Origin of the sequence: Pleionea sp. CnH1-48 (assembly GCF_024124665.1) — a bacterium.
Taxonomy (GTDB): domain Bacteria; phylum Pseudomonadota; class Gammaproteobacteria; order Enterobacterales; family Kangiellaceae; genus JAMXSB01.
The window spans coordinates 251517-271084 of sequence record NZ_JAMXSB010000004.1 but is presented as its reverse complement, the minus strand read 5'-3'; the positions used below and the strand labels follow the sequence as shown (position 1 = coordinate 271084).

At 44.6% G+C, this 19568-nt stretch carries 2 protein-coding genes; both read right to left on the bottom strand.

Going from position 1 to position 19568, the window contains the following annotated elements:
• Position 1: 1 nt before the first annotated feature.
• The gene (locus NH399_RS08395) at positions 2-9904 is read right to left on the bottom strand and encodes a non-ribosomal peptide synthetase (RefSeq protein ID WP_253038764.1); all 9903 of its coding nucleotides are present in this window, start codon (positions 9902-9904) and stop codon (positions 2-4) included.
• A 2-nt stretch (positions 9905-9906) separates the two neighbouring features.
• Entirely contained in the window at positions 9907-19521 is a 9615-nt protein-coding gene (locus NH399_RS08390; RefSeq protein ID WP_253038762.1) for a non-ribosomal peptide synthetase, read from the bottom strand.
• Positions 19522-19568: the final 47 nt, after the last annotated feature.

The following is a 19568-nucleotide window of genomic DNA, read 5'->3' as shown; positions in this document are numbered from 1 at the left end:
CCTACCACTCCAGCTCTTCAAGACTTTCATCATCTTGCGCTGCATGCAGTGCTTGTGTTTGAATAATGAGTTGTTGTTGATCAAGCCATGCAGCCAGATCGAGAAGTCTTGGTAACTCGAAAATTTTGCTTACCGGAATATCCAGTGACAGTTGTTGGCTTAACTGAGTTTTTACACGGGTTGCCAATAGTGAGTGTCCTCCCAGTTCAAAGAAACTGTCGTGGCGACTGATACTGGTAACACTCAACACCGACTGCCAGCATTCTGCCAGAGCGTGCTCCATCACAGTTGCAGGTGCCTCAAACTGGGATTGCACTACGGGTTCAGGTAATGCAGAGCGATCCACTTTTCCATTAACATTGATCGGGAAGCGTTCAAGTACCATATAACTCTGGGGCACCATGTAGTCCGGTAACCATTGCTTAAGATGAGTTTGCGCTTGCGCTTTATCCAATCCCGCTTCGGCTTCAATATAGGCCACCAATCGTTGTTGACCTGATGCGTCCTGAGGTACTAATACAACCGCGCCACTAACACCTTTGACTTGCAACAGACAGGCTTCGATTTCACTGAGTTCGATGCGGAAGCCACGAACTTTAACCAGATCGTCTTCGCGGCCTATGTATTCCAATGTATCATCGGAGTTGAGTCGTACCTGATCCCCCGTGCGATAGTATTTTTGTGTTACTGCGCCATCGACTAACTCAATAAATTTTTCTTGTGTTAGCTGTGGTTGATTCAGGTAACCACGAGATACACAGTGAGCGCCTAGATACAATTCACCAGCGATACTGGCTGGTACAGGTTGTTGATATTGATCCAGAATACGACACTCAACGTTAGCCAATGGACGGCCAATTGGAGGCAGTTCTTGCCATTGATTAACATCCACCGGCATTGTATAAGCCGTTACCACATGAGTTTCTGCCGGACCATAGTGATTGGTAAGACGGCAATCAGGATGACGTTCAAAGAAACGACGAATAGCTGGACTGATTTTTAGCCGCTCTGCTGTCGAAATGATATGACGTAAACAAGGCAGGTAAATATTTTCGGCATTACTAAAGTCAGCCATGGCTTGTAGAGCAGCATAAGGCAAGTTCAAAGCCGTGAGTTTCTGTTGCGCAATCCAGGGTGTCAAAGAACTGATGTCTTTGCGCATCTCAACAGAAATCATGTGCAATGAACCACCACTTTGCAACGCAAAGAAAATATCTTCAAAGCTCATATCAAAACCAATGGATGAAAATTGCAGTCGTTTATCAGGGCCGGCAATGAGAGGCTGATCCAGCACAGCGGCTTGCAACAGATTCAATAGAGGGCCTTGTTGCATGGCAATGGCTTTGGGTTTTCCAGTAGAACCTGACGTATAGAGAACATAGCCCAGATGTTGTGCGGTAATGGGCAATTGCAGATCCTGAGTGGGCTGTTGTGTCAGCGTGGTGCGCAATTCATCATTCAGAATCAATATCGAGCCTTTACTGTTTTTCAGCTTAGACCATTGTTGTTCGCTGCATACAATGCAGGCCTCTCCCAGATCGTCAACAAGCATCTGCAATCGTTGAGGTGGCAATGCCGTATCCAGAGGAACGTAACCGGCACCCGCTTTTAAAATCGCCAATAAAGCAATAATTAATTCACAACCCGGTTCAATAAACAGGCCCACAGGATCATCAATCTTTACACCTTGTTGTTGCAGATAATGCGCTAACTGATTAGCTTGTTGATTCAGCTGGGTGTAAGAAAGTTGAATGTTGTTATCAACCACAGCAATATGATTCGGTGTACGTTCTACCTGTTGCTCAAACACCTGTGCCAGATTAGTCGAAGACACATTTGTCGCGACGCCAGACAAACGCTGTTGCAATGCTGCTCGCTCTTCTTTGCTGGTAATAACAATCCTACTTGCATCCACGTTTTTTCCTATAGCTAGACCTTGTGTTATCTGAGTCAGGCTATTGATAATATGCTGCAATACGACGTCGATATCAGCTTGCTGATGAATTTGAGCGGTCAGATTGAACCCATCTCCCAGATCATCAATGGATAAAGTAAAAGGATAATTAGTACGGTCATAAATACCCAGCAACTCAATGTCGGTTTGTTGCCAGCGTTGAGCGCTGCGGCTTCCCTCTTGTTCATCTTCTGAATGTCGATAGTTAATTAACGCATTGAACAAAGGTGAACCCGCAGGCAGCTCGCTGCAACGTTCAGCTACAGCCGTTGGGATATGCTCATAGGCCATGAGTTCAACCAGTTCTTGCTGAACGCTAACAATCAGTTGCTCAAGAGGTTGCTCTTGTAAATTAACTCGTAATGGCAGCGTATTAATAAATAACCCCACCATACGATCCATACCTTCAATAGCCTGCATTCTTCCAGATACTACGGTTCCTGTGACCACGTCCTGACGCCCACTCCAGAGTGCCAGATTAAATGCCCAGGCCAAATGGAAGATAGCAGCAGGACTCACCTCCAGACGACGAGCCTGTGTGCGAATCGCAGCCGATAATTTATCATCCAACCGTTGTTGACGTTCTCTTTGCAAGCTTGCATCGGCCTGATTATCGGCAATGCCATAAGGGGCAGTTACTTCATTCACCCCTGCCAGCTTCTCTGCAAAAAATTGTTCTGCTGCTGATGTGTTCTGTTGTTGCAAAGTTGCAGCAATAAAAGCACCGTACGGAACTGGTTCTGGCAGTGTGTCCTCTGTTCCATTTAACAGCTCAATTAATTCATCTTGAAGAATTTCCAGCGACACATGATCCGAAATCAGGTGATGCTCTTGCACAATCAAATAGCACACATCAGAATTTTCTTGGCGTAGCTTGGTTAACTTAAGTAAAGGTGCCTGCTGTATATTGAGCCACTGCTTGTCTGCTGCCATCCAGGCAGACAACTGTTCTTCATAACCTTGCTCTGTATTCAACCAGTGTTCATTAACTTCCAGTGTTGCCTGACGACATACCACCTGAACGGGATGCGAAAGATTGTTCCATAAAATGGCGGTGCGTAATGCATCGTGACGTAAAACCAGTTGCTTGAACGCTGCGACAAAGGCTTCCAGTTTGTCACTGTGCTTAAACTGGTAAGCCATCGGCGTCACATAAGTGTCAGAGCCTTCACTCAACATATGGTGAAACAAAATACCTTCCTGCAAAGGAGCTAGCGGGAATATATCCTGAATATTTTCAACACCGCCGGGTATCTGCTCAACAATGACATCAAGATCATTCTGAGTCAGAGATGTAAGCGAAATATCATCTGGACTCAGCGCCTGTAAATCAGCAGGCAGTGATTGATAACTTGAAGAGCTTGTCTTATCGGTATTAACAGAAATCAAACTCGTCGCCAAAGTACTCAGCTGAGGTGTTTCAAATACTTTGCGCACCGCTAATGACCAGCCTGCACTTTGCAATCGAGCTACCATTTTCATAATAAGCAAAGAATGACCACCTAAGTGGAAGAAATGTGAGTGACGAGAAATTTTTTCGCACTGAAAAATGTCACTCCAAATTTCTGCTAATAATTCTTCCTGCTCGCCTTCTGGTGCAACGTATTCTTCATAGTGATTGAACTCAGGTTTCGGCAATGCTTTGATATCGATTTTGCCATTCGGTGTTAACGGGAACGCATCGAGCAATACGAACACATCCGGTATCATGTAGCCAGGTAATAAGGCTTCCAGTTCCGTGCGAATCTCGCTTTCTGTTGCCGCTTCCTGTAATTGCAGGTAACCAGCTAAACGATTGTCACCGTTCGCGCTTTTGAACATCTTGACTTTAGCCAAGCGCACTCGGGATAAACGATTCAAACCCGCTTCTACTTCACCCAATTCAATTCGATAGCCCCTCACTTTCACTTGGTCATCATTACGACCAAGGTAAATAACACTGCCATCATCATTAAAAGCCACCAAATCGCCAGTGCCATAAAGTCGAGCATCAGACAGTTGAGGGTGACAAATAAAACGTTCGGCAGTCAGGTCGGGACGATTAAGATAACCGCGAGCAACTCCGGCTCCACCAACAAATAACTCTCCTACAGCACCTAAGGGGACAGGTTGATGCTCGTTATCCAGAACATAGACTTGATAATTCGCAATGGGTTTTCCGATACTGCGACTGTCACTGAGCATGTCTTCATCGATGCAGACATTCACAGTACATTCGGTGGGCCCATAAGCATTCACCAGTCGAGGTCGATGTCCGTCACGTTGGAACCACTGATTTACTTTTTCGGGGCTGAGCGCCTCTCCTCCCACACTGATTTGTCGAATGCAGGAAGGAACTTTTTGCTCGGCTTCATCTACTATCTGATGCCAGAAAGCGGTTGGCAAATTCAGAGCGGTCAATTGGTGTTGTTCACAGAACTCAAAGAAGTTACTGACACTGGCAATGCAGTCATCAGTACGTAAAACCAGAGTTGCACCATTGCCCAACGCACCAAACACTTCTTCAACTGACATATCAAAAGATAATGCTGCAAATTGAAGTACGCGATCCTGTGTTGAGTACTGATAAGATTTTTCCAGTGCCGCAGTAAGATTAACCAGATTGCGATGCTCTATCATGACACCTTTGGGTTTACCAGTAGAACCAGAAGTAAAGATGACATAAGCCAGATGACTGGCATTTAAGCCAAGCTGAGCGGGTGCAAGATTATTGTCTGGCTGCACAGACAAGGAGTCATGCAATGTATCCAGCAAACTCAAAGATGACAATGGCAGTGTTGCTGAATTGCTATGTCCCAGAATAAGTTCTGGTTCTGCAACCGACAAAATATCTTGTAAGCGTGAAGCTGGTTGCGATGGGTCCAGTGGTAAATAGCCAGCGCCCGCTTTAAGAATCCCCCACAACGAAATTAATGCGTCTATAGAACGAGGCAAATGTAAACCAACCAGCGAGTCTGGTTTGATACCTGCGGCTATCAGATAATGAGCGAGCTGATTGGCCTTTGCGTTCAGTTCACCGTAGGTAAGAGATACATCCCCGTCGATCAATGCCAATGCATCGGGTTGTTGTGCAGCGTATTGTTCTAGACGCTGTTGAATGCATAAGGTTGTATCCATCGGCAGTTGTGTCTGATTAAACTCATTGAACTGACGTTGGCGTTCTTGTTGCGGCAGAATATTCAGCTGATGCACAAGACACTCATTGTTTTGACTGAGTACCTTCTGGCATAGGTTTTCCAGTGCGGTGATCACATAGTCCATGACGCGTTGGGCAGACACTTTACGATGAATATGTGTTGTTAACTCAAACGCTTCGGCCGACTCATCAACAGACATTGCGAAAGGATAGTTGGAACGTTCCTGAACTTCAACTGGCTTTAGTGATAAACGCTCTTCCCATTGCTCAAGGCTGCTGAAGTCTCCTTCCATAACATGTCGATAGTTGAGCATCGCACTGAATAAAGGCGTTCCATTATCCAGAGCGCTGCTGGACTGTACATCAGACAAGGATATCAACTCGTGCTGCATTAACTCGATGAGTTGCTTATGGGTATGTTGTGCTGCTTGTTCAAGACTCATTGACTCGAAGTTTAATCGCAATGGCAAGGTGTTAATAAACATACCGAACATACGTTCAATGCCCGACAATGGTGCCTGACGGCCAGACATAACAGTGCCCATAACCACATCCTTGGTTCCGCTACTGCGGCCAATGATCAGGGCCCAGACCATATGGAACAGGGTAGCATTGGAGACTTTAAGCGCTTGCGCAGTTCGGCGAATGTTCTCTGCGGCAGTTCCTTTAATAACCCCATGAGCATCAATATGATCCGTAGCATTAGACATTGTATCAGCCAAACCAAAGGGGGCAGTTACTTCTTCAACATCTGCTAGCTGAGTTTTAAAGTAATCGTGATGACGTTGCGACGCACTTTCGTGAAGTGTATGTGTAACAAAGTTTCGGAAAGGCGTAGGCTCTTGATATTCGAACGATGTGCCTTCTTGCTGCATAAGCAGCGTCATCATATCGTCTTCCAGTTGTTGCAAAGAAAGATTATCGTGAATCAAATGATGAATATGAAGCTTTACAACAGCTTCCTCGCCACACTCAAAGACTTGCAACTGCACCAATGGTGCTGTTTGCAAATTCATTTGATACAGACCTTCATCTTTTTGTTGCTCAATCCACTGGTTAAGGTCGGTGGCATTGGGCAACTGTTGGTATTCAACAGGTAGATCCGCTTGACGCCAAACCACCTGCACTGGCTGTGGTAAGTACTGCCAGTGAATCGAAGTACGCAACACATCATGGCGCAGCAACGCCGATGTTAATAATTCTGTTAAGACATTTAATGCCGTTTTATCGGCTAACCGATAGAGTAAGGTCGTAATATAAGGATCAGCTTCTTCATCCAGCTGGTGGTGGAATAAAATTCCTTCCTGCATGGGCGTTAAAGGATAAATATCCTGAATATTGCTAACACCTCCAGGCACATTGGCAATCAGATGATCGATATGTTGTTGTGATAAAGAAATCAGCGGTAAATCTTCTGGTGTGATGGTTACGCATTCTCGTGTAATACGATTGTCCGGGATGTCAAAGGTTGTCGGTGCGTGTCTGCTTTCAATGGCAGCAGCCAGCTCACAAAGTACCGGAGTGGCAAACACCTGCGCGATATCGGTAGTGAATCCAGCCTCATTCAATCGAATAATACACTGAGTGATTAATAAGGAATGGCCACCCAGATTGAAAAAGTTATCGTGACGGCTGACTGACTCTAGCGACAGCAGATCGGCCCAAATATTAGCGAGGAGTTTTTCTGCTTCACCTTTTGGTGCAGCATAAACAGAACGCTCAATAGCAGAATCATCTGGCATAGGCAATGCTTTGCGATCAACCTTACCATTCGCTGTTAATGGAATAGTATCCAGCTTCATATAGGCAGATGGGAGCATATACTCAGGCAACGTCTGAGCCAAAGTTTGTTTAATAACACCCTTATCAATGGCTTTATCGGAACTAAAATAAGCCACCAACCTTTGATCTCCTGGCACGTCTTCGCGCAGAGTCACCACGGCATCTTTAAGCCCATCGACAGTATTAATAGCAGCTTCTATTTCGCCTAATTCAATTCTTAAACCACGCAGCTTTACCTGATGATCGCTACGCCCCATGTATTCCAGTACTCCTCGTTCAAGACAGCGCACAATATCACCAGTGCGATACAACGTTTGTTGAGGTTTAAACGGGTGTTGAATGAATTTTTCGGCGGTGAGTTCAGCACGATTTAAATAACCATAAGCGACGCCGAGACCTCCCAGTAGTAGCTCTCCAGAAACTCCGATGGGAACCGGATTTAGTTGTTCATCAACAATCATCAGTTCAGTGTTCTGAATCGCTTGACCAATAGGAACAAGTGCATCCTTCGAGTGGCGTTCGCAGGCCCAATAGGAGACATCAATAGCAGCTTCTGTCGGGCCATATAAGTTATGCAGCTCAGTGTTTTTTGTTTGCGTAAAAAATGCCTGTTGAACATCGGCAGATAACGCTTCGCCACTACAGAACACCTGACGTAAGGATGTACAGTGGCTTATCTTCGCCGATGTCAGAAACAGTGACAACATGGAGGGCACAAAATGCAAAGTGCTAACCTGATGCTGTTGAATGAGTTGTTGCAAGTAAAGAGGATCTTTATGCCCTTCTGGTTTGGCAACAACCAGGGTGGCGCCAGTCATGAGCGGCCAGAAAAATTCCCATACAGAAACGTCGAATGTATAAGGCGTTTTTTGTAGCACCACATCTTTTTGACCCAGCGAATATTCTCGTTGCATCCAGTCAATACGATTGTGTAATCCAAGATGATGACACAAAACGCCTTTGGGTTTACCTGTTGATCCAGAAGTGTAAATAACATACGCCAGTTGCTCTGGTGCATAACACACTTCATTCTCGTTTAAATTATCAATGGCTTTATCAGCAAAAGGTCGTTGATTTTGTAAATCAACGCACGGAATGTCAAACGACAGGTAGTCTTGTACAAATGCACTCTGAGTCAGAATCGCTGTTGGTTTAGCATCTTGCAGAATATCATGCTGTCGTTGGCGAGGTTGACCGGGATCCATAGGCAGGTAAGCAGCTCCGGCTTTGACCACCGCATATATAGCGACAACCATATCCAACGAACGTTCTAATGCCAGAGCGACCGTAGAACCAGGAGTCACCCCTGCACTAATAAGCCATCGTGCAAGTTGGTTAGCCTGTTCATTTAACGCCTGATAGGTTAACGAACTTTGCTCAAACACTACCGCCACAGCATCTGGTTGTTGTGCCGCCTTGCGCTCAAAAACTTGATGTACACAAAGCTCACTCTCAAAGGCTTGATTGCGGCCACTCAACCATTGTTGCAACAAGGCGTGTTCATTTTTTGGAATCAAAGGAATTGAGACTAGCGGTTGTTCCACTTTACCGTTTAGCTCTTGTAGCAACATTGACCAGCGTTGAGCCAGTCGCTCAATCGTTACTGCTTTAAACAAATTTGTGTTGTATTCAAATTCACAAACCAGGCCTTTTGCTCCCAGACGCATATTAAGCATTAATTCAAATTGTGCATGCTTATGAGCGGACTGGCGCAGGGTCATTGCAACACCCGGTAGAGCAATGGCTGACTCTTCACCTTCTTCCAGTGTGATTAAGAATTGAAATACAGGTGAATAACCAGCACTGCGTTGAGGATTTAGTTTTTCTACCACACACTCAAAGGGAACATCCGCATGGGCCAAAGCTTGTTGGTGCAGTTTTTTATTTCGTTGCAACAACTGCGAAAAAGACTCTTTCATATTAACTTGAGATCGCAACACCAGCGTATTAACAAAACAGCCCAAGGCATCATTCAGTTCGCTTTGTGAACGATTTGCAACCGGAGTTCCCATTACAATATCATCGTTATCACTATGACGCGCCAACAAGACGGCGTATAACGTCTGCAATACGACAAAGAGTGAACATTGATGCTGCTGGGCGAGTTGTTGTAGCGGCAACACGACTTCGTTACTGATATGAACTCGATGCCTGGCACCATCATGCCCTAGTTGCGCCGGGCGCGGATAATCCAGAGGCAAACCATGAACGGCCGGAATGCCTTCTAGCTGTTGTTGCCAGAAATCAAGTTGTTGTTCAAGGGCACCATTAGCAAACTCATTTTGTTGCCATTGAGCATAGTCAATGTATTGAATGGCTGGAGTGGATAGAGTCGATGGCTTACCTTGCAAACGCGTTTTATATTCCTCACAAAACCATTGAATAAACAGGTTAATAGACCACCCGTCTGTAGCAATGTGGTGCATATTAAATAGCAAGATCCCTTGTTGCTCTGATAGTTTAAGATAGCTTACCCGTAACGGGAGTTGTTGACTCAAGTCGAAGGCACTGACCGCATCTTGCTGAATTAATTGATCTGCTACTTTGTCTTTTTGTGTACAGGATAAGTGAGAGAGATCATGTTCCTCAATCTTCACTTCATAGTCAGGGAGAAGTCGCTGTACTCCCTGACCGGCAACATCATGATAGGTGGTACGCAGTATTTCATGTTGCTGCACCAGATGTTGCAATACCTGTTGCGCTAGCTGTCTGTCTAACGCGCCCACCACATCCATGGCTAATGGCATATTATAGTGGGTACTGCCAGCCGACATTTGATCAATAAACCAGAAACGTTGCTGAGAGAACGACAACGCATAGTTTTCTTGATCACGAGATAACGTTTGAATAGCCGGTCGTTGCGTTGGACTAACGGCTTCACTCAGGTGTTCGATCAGCGCCTGTTTGTGTGCACTGATTTTTTGCTTTAATTCGTCAGGAAATGACTCTCCTGTCAAACGATAGCCGAGCTTGCCTTCTTTGCAGAATAATAAAACGCCAGCTTCCAGAGCTTCTTTAATTAACTCATTCATGGTTATAACCACCCTTCTTCTGATGATTCTTCCATAGCCGCAGCAATTTGTTGTTGCAGCAGATGAGTTTCAATGACGTGTGCCAACTCAATTAATGTGGCGTTTTCAAAGATGGTAATCATGTCCAGTTCAATTGCAAAATGTTCTTTAATAAGAGCTAACAGGCGAATAATTAATAAGGAGTGTCCGCCCAGTGAAAAGAAGTCGGCTTCTCGTTGAATGTGCGCGATACCTAACAAGGGTTGCCACAAAGCTGCCAGTTTAATTTCTATATCGCTTTGTGGAGCTGAGTTTTCAGTATTTTCCATAACTGCTTGTGGAGCTGGTAGCGCGGTGGTGTCAACTTTTCGGTTTGCGGTTAACGGAATGCTGCTCAGCTGGCAATACAGTGCGGGAACCATATAGTCAGGTAATGCTTTCTTTAGCGCACGCCTTACTCTGTCTACTTCAATCGGTTGCGATACGGTGTAATAAGCTATCAGAGCCTGATTGCCACTGGCATCAGCTCGAGTAATCACCACGGCTTCTTCTATAGCTTCTAGTTGAATGAGTTGAGCTTCGATTTCGCCAAGCTCGACACGATAGCCTCGAACTTTTACCTGATTATCTTTACGGCCAATATAGCTCAGAGTGCCATCCGCCAGATAACGGGCGAGATCGCCTGTGCGATACAAGCGTCCTGCGCCAAACGGATTTTCAATAAAGCGATCCTGAGTCAGTTCTTCACGATTCAAATAACCTCGAGCAACACCGCGACCACCGATAACAATCTCACCGACACTGCCAAAAGGCGTCAGTGTCAAATGATCGGTCATTAGATAAACTTGAGTATTAGCAACAGGCTCACCAATACTCTGAAGCGGGTGACGATCGTATTCAGCAATACATGCATTCACCGTTGCTTCTGTAGGCCCGTAGGCATTCACCAGTTTAACCTGATGCTGATAACGCCCTTGCCACTGTTCAATACGCGCCTGATTTAACGCTTCTCCACCCACACTGATTATGCCAATGGATGCAGGTAATTGTTGCGGCGATTCCTCAACGAGCTGATGCCAGAATGCGGTAGGCAAATTAAGACGTGATAAGGCATGTTGCGAACAGAAATTCCAGAAGCCTTCACTACTACTTAAGCAATCATCATTACGTAATACCAGTGTCGCACCGTTACATAGCGCACCGAAGATTTCTTCTACGGACATATCGAAGCTGGCAGCAGCAAATTGCAACATTCGCTCTCCAGGTGCCAACCCATAAACGCTTTGCAGCCCATTACATAAATTAACCAGACTGCCCTGCTCTATCATGACGCCTTTAGGCGTTCCTGTAGAACCAGAGGTATAAATAACATACGCCAGCTGACAACTTGAGGTTGCAACTTCCTGATCTAAATTGTCTGTTGCAAAAGTATTCAGTTTCAATGTCAAGCTATCGAGACATGTGAGCTCACTATCTTGAGGAAAATTTTGACTCAAAGAAGTGTGCGTCAGAATAAGTACTGGTTGACTGTCTTTTAACTGAAAGTCGAGCCGCTCGGCAGGTGCATCAATAGCCATAGGTACATAGGCAGCTCCAGCTTTATGCACAGCAAGAATGGCAACAATGAGATCCATACTACGCGGCAAAAACAAAGCAACACGCTGTTCTGGTGCAACACCACGAGATACCAGATAACGAGCCAGCTGGTTTGCACGCGCATTAAGTTGTGCAAAGCTCATTTGCTGTTCACCATCAACTAACGCGATAGCTTGCGGTTGCTGTGCCACATGGCCTTCGAACATGCTGGCACTGGTTTCTGTTGTTAAAGCCTCATCTGCGATGCTATCAATGACAGGTAAGAGACGTTGTTGTTCCTGTTCTGGTAGCAATGTCAGAGCATGCAGTGATGCATTGGGAGTGTTAACAATGGATTCCAATAAAACAATCAATCGTTGAGCAAACTTTTGAATCGTTTGTTCTTTAAACAAAGCGGTTAAGTACTCAAAATTAAAATTTATCGCATCCTGTTTGTCATCAGCGTTTAAGATCAACTCATACTGTGAATGAACATGTTCACGAATGATGGGACGAATGGATAAGTCCGGCAAGGTTAGCTGCCAGTCGTCACTGGTATCCATGGCAAACATGATCTGAAACAATGGCGTGTAACTTAAAGAACGCTGAGGATTTAAAGTTTCTACCAGCAGCTCAAAAGGGATATCTTGATGAGACTGTGCATCGAGGTTGACCTGACGAACCTGGGCCAAATGCTCTATAAAAGTAGCTTCCAGATCACATTCTGTTCGCAATACCTGAGTATTCACAAAGAAGCCAATGAGTTCTTCCAACTCAACCTGAGGACGGTTGGCTACAGGCGTTCCTATCACAATATCTTTTTGTGTGCTGGTTCTTGAAATCAAAATCGTGAATGCAGCATGAAGCAACATAAACAAAGTCGTTTGTTGTTGCCGTGCAAGCTCGCGTAGAGCGGCACTGGTATTGGCAGACAAGCTAAAATTCACAACAGCACCAGCACTGGTTGTATAAGCGGGTCGCTCATAATCCAGCGGTAAATCATGCACAGGAGGTAAGTTTGCCAGCTTCTCTTGCCAGTAGGCTTGCTGTTGTTGTAAATGCTCTCCCGTTAACCAGTCACGTTGCCAGAGTGCATAATCCGAATATTGAACAACGGCTTTTATAGACAGAGATTCACTCTGTGCAATGCTTCTGTAAGCATCAACAAAACTTGTTGCCAGAATACTTTCGGACCAACCATCAAAAGCGATATGGTGAGTCGTTAACAACAATACACCCACTTGATCCTGCTGCTGAATAAAACGCGCTCTTAGTAATATGTCGGTATTTAAGTCGAAAGCCTGATTGGCTTCTTGCTCCATTAATTGCTCGATCAAACTCGCCTGCTCTGCGGAAGGAAGCTGACGAATATCAAAGTGCTCAATAGAAAACTCGTTTAACGCTTGTACCTGTTGATGGGGTATTCCATTTTGGTTGCTGTAGATAGTACGTAACACTGTGTGTTGCTCTAGTACAAAAGCAAAAGCTTGATTCGCCCAGTCCAGATTGAAGTGTCCCTGCAACTGCAAAGCAATCGGCATGTTGTATTCGACACTTCCATTACCCAGTTGATCCAGCGTCCATAAACGTTCCTGAGCAAAAGACAGCGGCAACCATTCCCCTTCTTGCTTGGGTAAACATTGAATGGATGCAACAGGAGTCATGCTTTGCTGAGAATCAACAAGGGTCGCGAGCTTCTGAATAGTATTTTGCTCGAAAATTCTGCGCACAGGTATATCAATAGACAGCCGTTGTCGAATGGCTGCCACCAACCGCACCGCAGTCAGAGAGTGCCCTCCCAGATCAAAGAAACTGCTGGTACAACTGACTTGTTGCAGTCCAAGGATATCAGTCCAGATGATCTGTAATTGTTTTTCGGTAACCGTTTGTGGTTCAACAATGTTTTCTACGTGTTGAGCAAAATCTGGCTCAGGAAGATTATGTCGATCAATTTTATCCGCGGCATTCAGAGGCATTCGCTCTAAAATCAGGAAGGATGTCGGGATCATGTAATCCGGTAACAACTGCGTTAATGCTTGTTTGATCGAGCGGAGCGCCAACACTTGATCTTGCTCATGCTTGGAGAGAACCAAATAAGCTACGAGAACATTTTCACTTTGCTGATTTTTATGAATCAGTACGGCGGCTTCGGCTATCATTTTCAGTTTAACAAGTGCCGACTCGACTTCGCCTAACTCAACACGAAAACCGCGTACTTTCACCTGATTATCAATGCGCCCTACCAGCTCAAGATTGCCTTCTTCAGTCCAGTACCCCAAGTCACCAGTGCGATACAGTCGCTCTCCATGACCACCCAGATGTTGATATGGATTATTTTTGAAACTGTGTTCTGTTTTTTCTGGTTTGTTCCAGTAACCCTTACCAACACCAACACCTGATACACAGAGTTCACCGACAACATTAACTGGTAACAATTGCAAGTTAGCATCCAGCACATACATCGTCAGATTAGGTAAAGGCTTGCCAACAGGTACGTTGCTAACGCTTTCTGACAGCGGTTTATCCATCACAAAATAAGTGATGTCATCAGACGCTTCACTGGGACCATAACCATTCATAACAGGAATATCAGGATAGAACTGTAGCCATCGATTAACCAGAGGTACGGGGCATGGCTCAGCTATAATCATTAGCCACTTTAAGTCTGTTAGCGGCACAGCCTGCTCCTGTTGAATCAAAGCTTCCATTAACAGTTTTAGTACTGATGGTGCGGTTTGAATCAGGTGCACTTGTTCCTGATGTAACACTTCAATATAACGTGTCAGATCCATTGCATCCTGCAACACAACGGTTTTTCCACCGCACATCAAAGGAGCCAGAAATTGCCATACGGATACGTCAGAAGAAGATGCAGCACTCTGCAAGAAATTACGCGCCTGCAAACCATCTGTTGTCAAGAAACCTAGTACATCAAATTCTGCATCAATATGGTTTAAGGCCCCTGCGTGGTGAACCAATGCGCCCTTAGGTTTTCCTGTAGAACCCGACGTGTAGATCATATAAGACAGATCGTCTGGTTGTGAATCAACCGCAGGATTGGAAACAGGAAAAGAATCCAACAAATGCCAATGTGCATCGAGCAGAAAACATTGTTGTGAATCAAATTTGAGACCGGATAATCCTTGTTGGCTTAACACAACCTGTACCGCCGAGTCAGACAACATGTAAGACAGTCGCTCTGGAGGATTGTTAGGGTCTAGTGGAACATAGGCTGCACCAGCCTTCATAATGCCTAGCATCGCCGTTAAAAACTCAATGGAACGCTCGGCATAAATAGCCACAATATGATTACGCTGAACACCTTGCTCAATAAGATAGTGAGCCAGTTTATTGGCGTTGGTATTGAGTTCAGTGTAAGTGACACTTTGATCATTACATACTGCTGCAATAGCCGTTGGATGCAATGTTACTTGTTGTTCAAAACGTTGATGTACTGTTTGAGCACCTTCGTAATCAATGGAGTCACTGTTGAAGTCTTTAACTATACGCTCTTGTTCCGCCAATGGCGTGATGGATAAAGACAGAACCGCTTGATCTTTGTCTGATTTTAAGCCTTGAATAATCGCTGCAAGCGCGGTCTTCATGTAACCTAATACCGCGTCAGCACCGATACGCTTTTCTACATGCACTTCAAGACGGAAGTCGTTATCCAATTGATCGACACCCATTTCTAACGGGTAGTTGGTGTATTCAATAGCTTCCAGCAGTTTAAAATCAGACTGCTCGTTAACCACCGATTGTTCATGCTGATGTCGATAGTTTATTAAACTGGTAAACAAGGGTGTGCCAGAAGGTAAACTGGCATGCTGAAGAATCTCTGCCAAGGGTAGGCATTCGTATTCTGCCAGCTCAATAATATTTTTCTGCATAGCCAGCACAGCATCCAGCACGCTAGCATTCGTTAAGCAAGTTCGTAAAGGCAACAAGTTAATGAGCAAGCCAAATATTCTTTCAACTCCTGCCAATGCTTGTTGTCTGCCCGACATCATGGTGCCGAATACAACATCATCTTTGCCACTGCATTTTGCGACTACAAGTGCCCATGCAAGATGAAATACTGCCGCCGGGCTGATACGATAAGTGCTGGCAATGGATTGAATATCAGCACTTAATGATTGACCAAGTAAGGTGTCCTGAATATCTATTTGAGAAGCGTCATTATAAACATCCATCAAACCAAAAGGTGCGGTGGACTCAGTAATATCAGCAAGACGTTGACGAAAGTATTCATGACCTTGCTGAGAGGTGTTTTTATTCAGCGTGTGAGCCACAAACTCACGGTATTGTACTGGTTCTGGCAATTCTGCATTCACATCAGCCATCAAAGCTTTGACTTCTTCAATTTGATGCAGAACGGTGATGTGATCGGTCAATAGGTGGTGCTGTCTCAATAACAGGTAACAATCATCACTGTCTATGCATTGTGTCGCCGTTAGTTCCATCATAGGAGCGGACTGTAAGCACAAAGGTTGGTTGTTCAAAGAGGCAAGTGTTTGCAGTGTCGTTAAAGGATCTATTTCATTCTCTTGAGTCAGCCAGTTGACCTTAACCCTAGCTTTTCGCTGCACCACTTGTACAGGCGCTGATAATTGCTGCCAATGCACCGAAGTACGGAAAACATCATGACGTTGAACCACTTTATTCAGTGCCGTGATAAAAGCATCCAAAAACTTACGATCTTTAAACTGCATAAGAATGGGAATGACATAGGTATCTCGCTCTTCGTTCATCTGATGATGAAAGAAAATACCTTCCTGTAACGGAGACAAAGGATAAATGTCCTGAATGTTCTCTGTGCCTCCTTCTACTTTCGAAGACAACATATCAATATCTTCTTGAGTAAAGTCAAGCAAGCAAAACATTTCTGGAGTTAACCTTTGTGAAGGTCTTATCTCAGGAGCAGCATTCTGCTTTGAGGTTGACACCGATATCATTTCTGCGGCTAAAGCGCTAAGCGATGGCATTTGATAGATGGCCCGCAAAGGTAACTCATAACCTGCCTGCAATAATTGTGAGCGCATTGTCATAATCAATAAAGAATGACCTCCTAGCTCAAAGAAATTATCAAATCGCCCTGCTTTTTCTACTTTCAATAGCTCTTGCCACAGTTCGGCAAGTTGCTGTTCTGCTTTGCCTTCAGGTGCTACGTATTCCTGACGGCCAAAGTCTTGTGCTTTGGGTTCTGGTAACTGTTGAAAATTCACTTTTCCATTGGCAGTGAGGGGGAGCTTAGTTAAAGAAACGAAGGCAGCAGGAATCATGTAGTCGGCCAGCTTTGAACGCAACGATTCTCGTAGAACAAGAATGTTGAGTTCTTTATCGGTCACTACATAAGCGATCAATCGCTGATGACTGTTGGCATTTTTTTCGGTAACTAATATGGCATCATTTATGCCATCGAATTGCTTTAACTGATGAAGGATTTCATTGGGCTCAATACGAAAGCCATTGAGTTTCATTTGCTGATCTTTTCGACCAACAAACTCTAATACACCCTCTTCAGTCATCCGAGCCAAGTCGCCAGTTCGATAACAACGGCCCTGTGCCAGTGGATGCTTAATAAAAGCATCATGAGTTTCTTGCTCACGACCTAAATAGCCTCGGCTAACCCCGCGGCCAGCGATGCAAATCTCACCAATTAAGGTATCTGGTACTGGATGCATAAACTCATCAAGCAGCAGCAATTGCGCTCCAGGATTTGGCAGGCCAATCGGCATTGTGTGACGAATATCTTCAACACCGCGTATAACATGGTGAGAGGCTGTGACAGTAGTTTCTGTAGGGCCATAAGTATTGACAAGTTCAATGGCGGGGCCTGACTCAAACCATGATTCAACACAGTGAGTTTTTAAAGCTTCTCCGCCCAGAATAACCAGCCGTAGATCATCATAAGACAACGTCGTGTCATGTAATGCTAACTGATGCCAAAAAGCTGTAGGCAAACTAACAATCGAAATGCGTTGAGCTTGGCAATACTCATAAAATGCATCGAGATCCAGATGCAAATCTGATGTTCTTAACACAAGAGTTGCACCGTTGCATAGAGAACCAAAACATTCTTCAATAGAGATATCAAAGCTCAGTGCTGAAAATTGTAAAAAACGATCCGCGGATGTTAGTTGGTACGTTTGCGTACAGTGGCTGACAAAGTCACTTAACTGACCATGTTCAACCATCACACCTTTGGGTTTACCCGTAGAGCCAGAGGTATACATCAGGTAAGCCAATTGTTCTTTGGCGATAATGACCTCTTTAAGATTTTCCTGCGAAAAACCGGAATACTGAGCAACGCACTCAGACTGATCAGTCAATACTAATGCTGTTGTATTGTGAAAGTTTCGCTCACTTTGTTGCTGATTGGTGATTAAGCAAAGGGCTTTCGAGTCTTCCAACATGTCATTTAACCGTTGGTCAGGATAATCCGTATCCAGAGAAACGTAAGCTGCTCCGGTTTTGAGTACTGCCAACATAGCCACGACGTACTGAATAGAGCGTGGCAAAGCAATTGCAATAACGGATTCTGCCTGAGCTTGATGGGTCGCTTTTAAAAATCTTGCCAGTTGGTTTGCTTGTCTGTTGAGATCGGCGTAAGTGATTTGCTGATTCCCATCGGTTACCGCAATATCTTTGGGTGAATAAGATGCAATATATTCAATGCGCTTGACAACATTGCTAAAAGATTCCGATGCAGGGGCTTGCATCATCATCGATGCGGGCAACTCATCCAACAGTGAAAACTGGCTAAGTAGAGCTTCTGGCTGCTTTAACATTTTCTCGATAATAGCTACCAGAGCATCTAATAGTGCGAGAGCCTGTTCAGCAGAGAAGTAATCGTGACGATAATCGAGTTGCAACTGAGTACTTTGTTTTTCGCCGTATTCACACAAGGTGATTGTAAGTGGCATTTCTTCGTGGCCATGACTCAAGTAATGAGATTCAACATCAAGCCCTGTCGCACTAAAATCAAAGTCAATAAGTTGATAGTTAAACACTACATCAAATAAGCGCTCACGATTATTTGTTCGTAGCGACAGATCTTGATACAGCGCACTTAAAGGATAATGACGATGACGAAATCCGCTTTTAATCGAGCGAGCGGTATCTGCAACAGCTTGAGTTACTGTTGCGTCTGATTCTGCTTGTATCAGCACAGGTTGCATCGACATAAAAGAGCCAACCATATCACGCTGTTCTGCATTGGTCCGATTATGCAGGGGTGTACCCATAATAAATGCGCCCGAACGGAATGTGCGCTGAATGAGGTGACTGATGGCTGTCATAAACAAAGGCAAGATCGGCAATCCCGCTTCACTGGCTAATGCTATCCATTGTTTGTAGCGCTCAACACTAATGTGATGGAGCAACTTTGTGCTGGTGTTTTTTTCAGCCGATTGGTTATTGGGCTGCAAAGGCACATCGGGCAAAGGATGTAATTGTTCTTTCCAAAATGCTTGAGCTTTTTGTTGACGACGTTGCTGTTTCTCTGCATCTATATTGACCGTAGTCAGCGGCCATTGCACTTTAAACTCTGTGCTAGTACCCCTTGAAAGTAACTGATAGTGACTGAAGATACTACGGATCCAGTTAGCATACCCTGCTCCATCGATGACAATATGGTGCGAAATGAAGTACAGCCAGAAACGATGTTCAGATAATTTAATCAGCGCAACGCGATAAAGACAGTCGGTCTTTAAATCAAAAGGCTGTACAAAGACGGATTTAATTAACTGATTCGCAGCAGACTCAGGGCTTTCGTGTTGTGAGCAGTCTGTCACCGATAGTTTGAAATCCTGCTTTTTGATGACATAACAAGGGCTGGCCTTTTCTGGGCTTTCTACGACCTGACTGCGCAACACGGCATGTTGCTGAATACTTTGTTGGATGGCTTGCTCCAGCCGCTTAAAATCGACAGATTGTTTGATATCAACATAGCCACCGATATTAAAAGAAGCCGTATCTTCTTTATGATTGTGATCAAGATAAATCTCTTGCTGGGGAGTATTTAACTCGAAAAATTGTTCTGTTTTTTTGTCTGCTGACATGGGGTTTTCCTGACAAATATAGCTCTTAATGAGCCAGATCTGTTTAT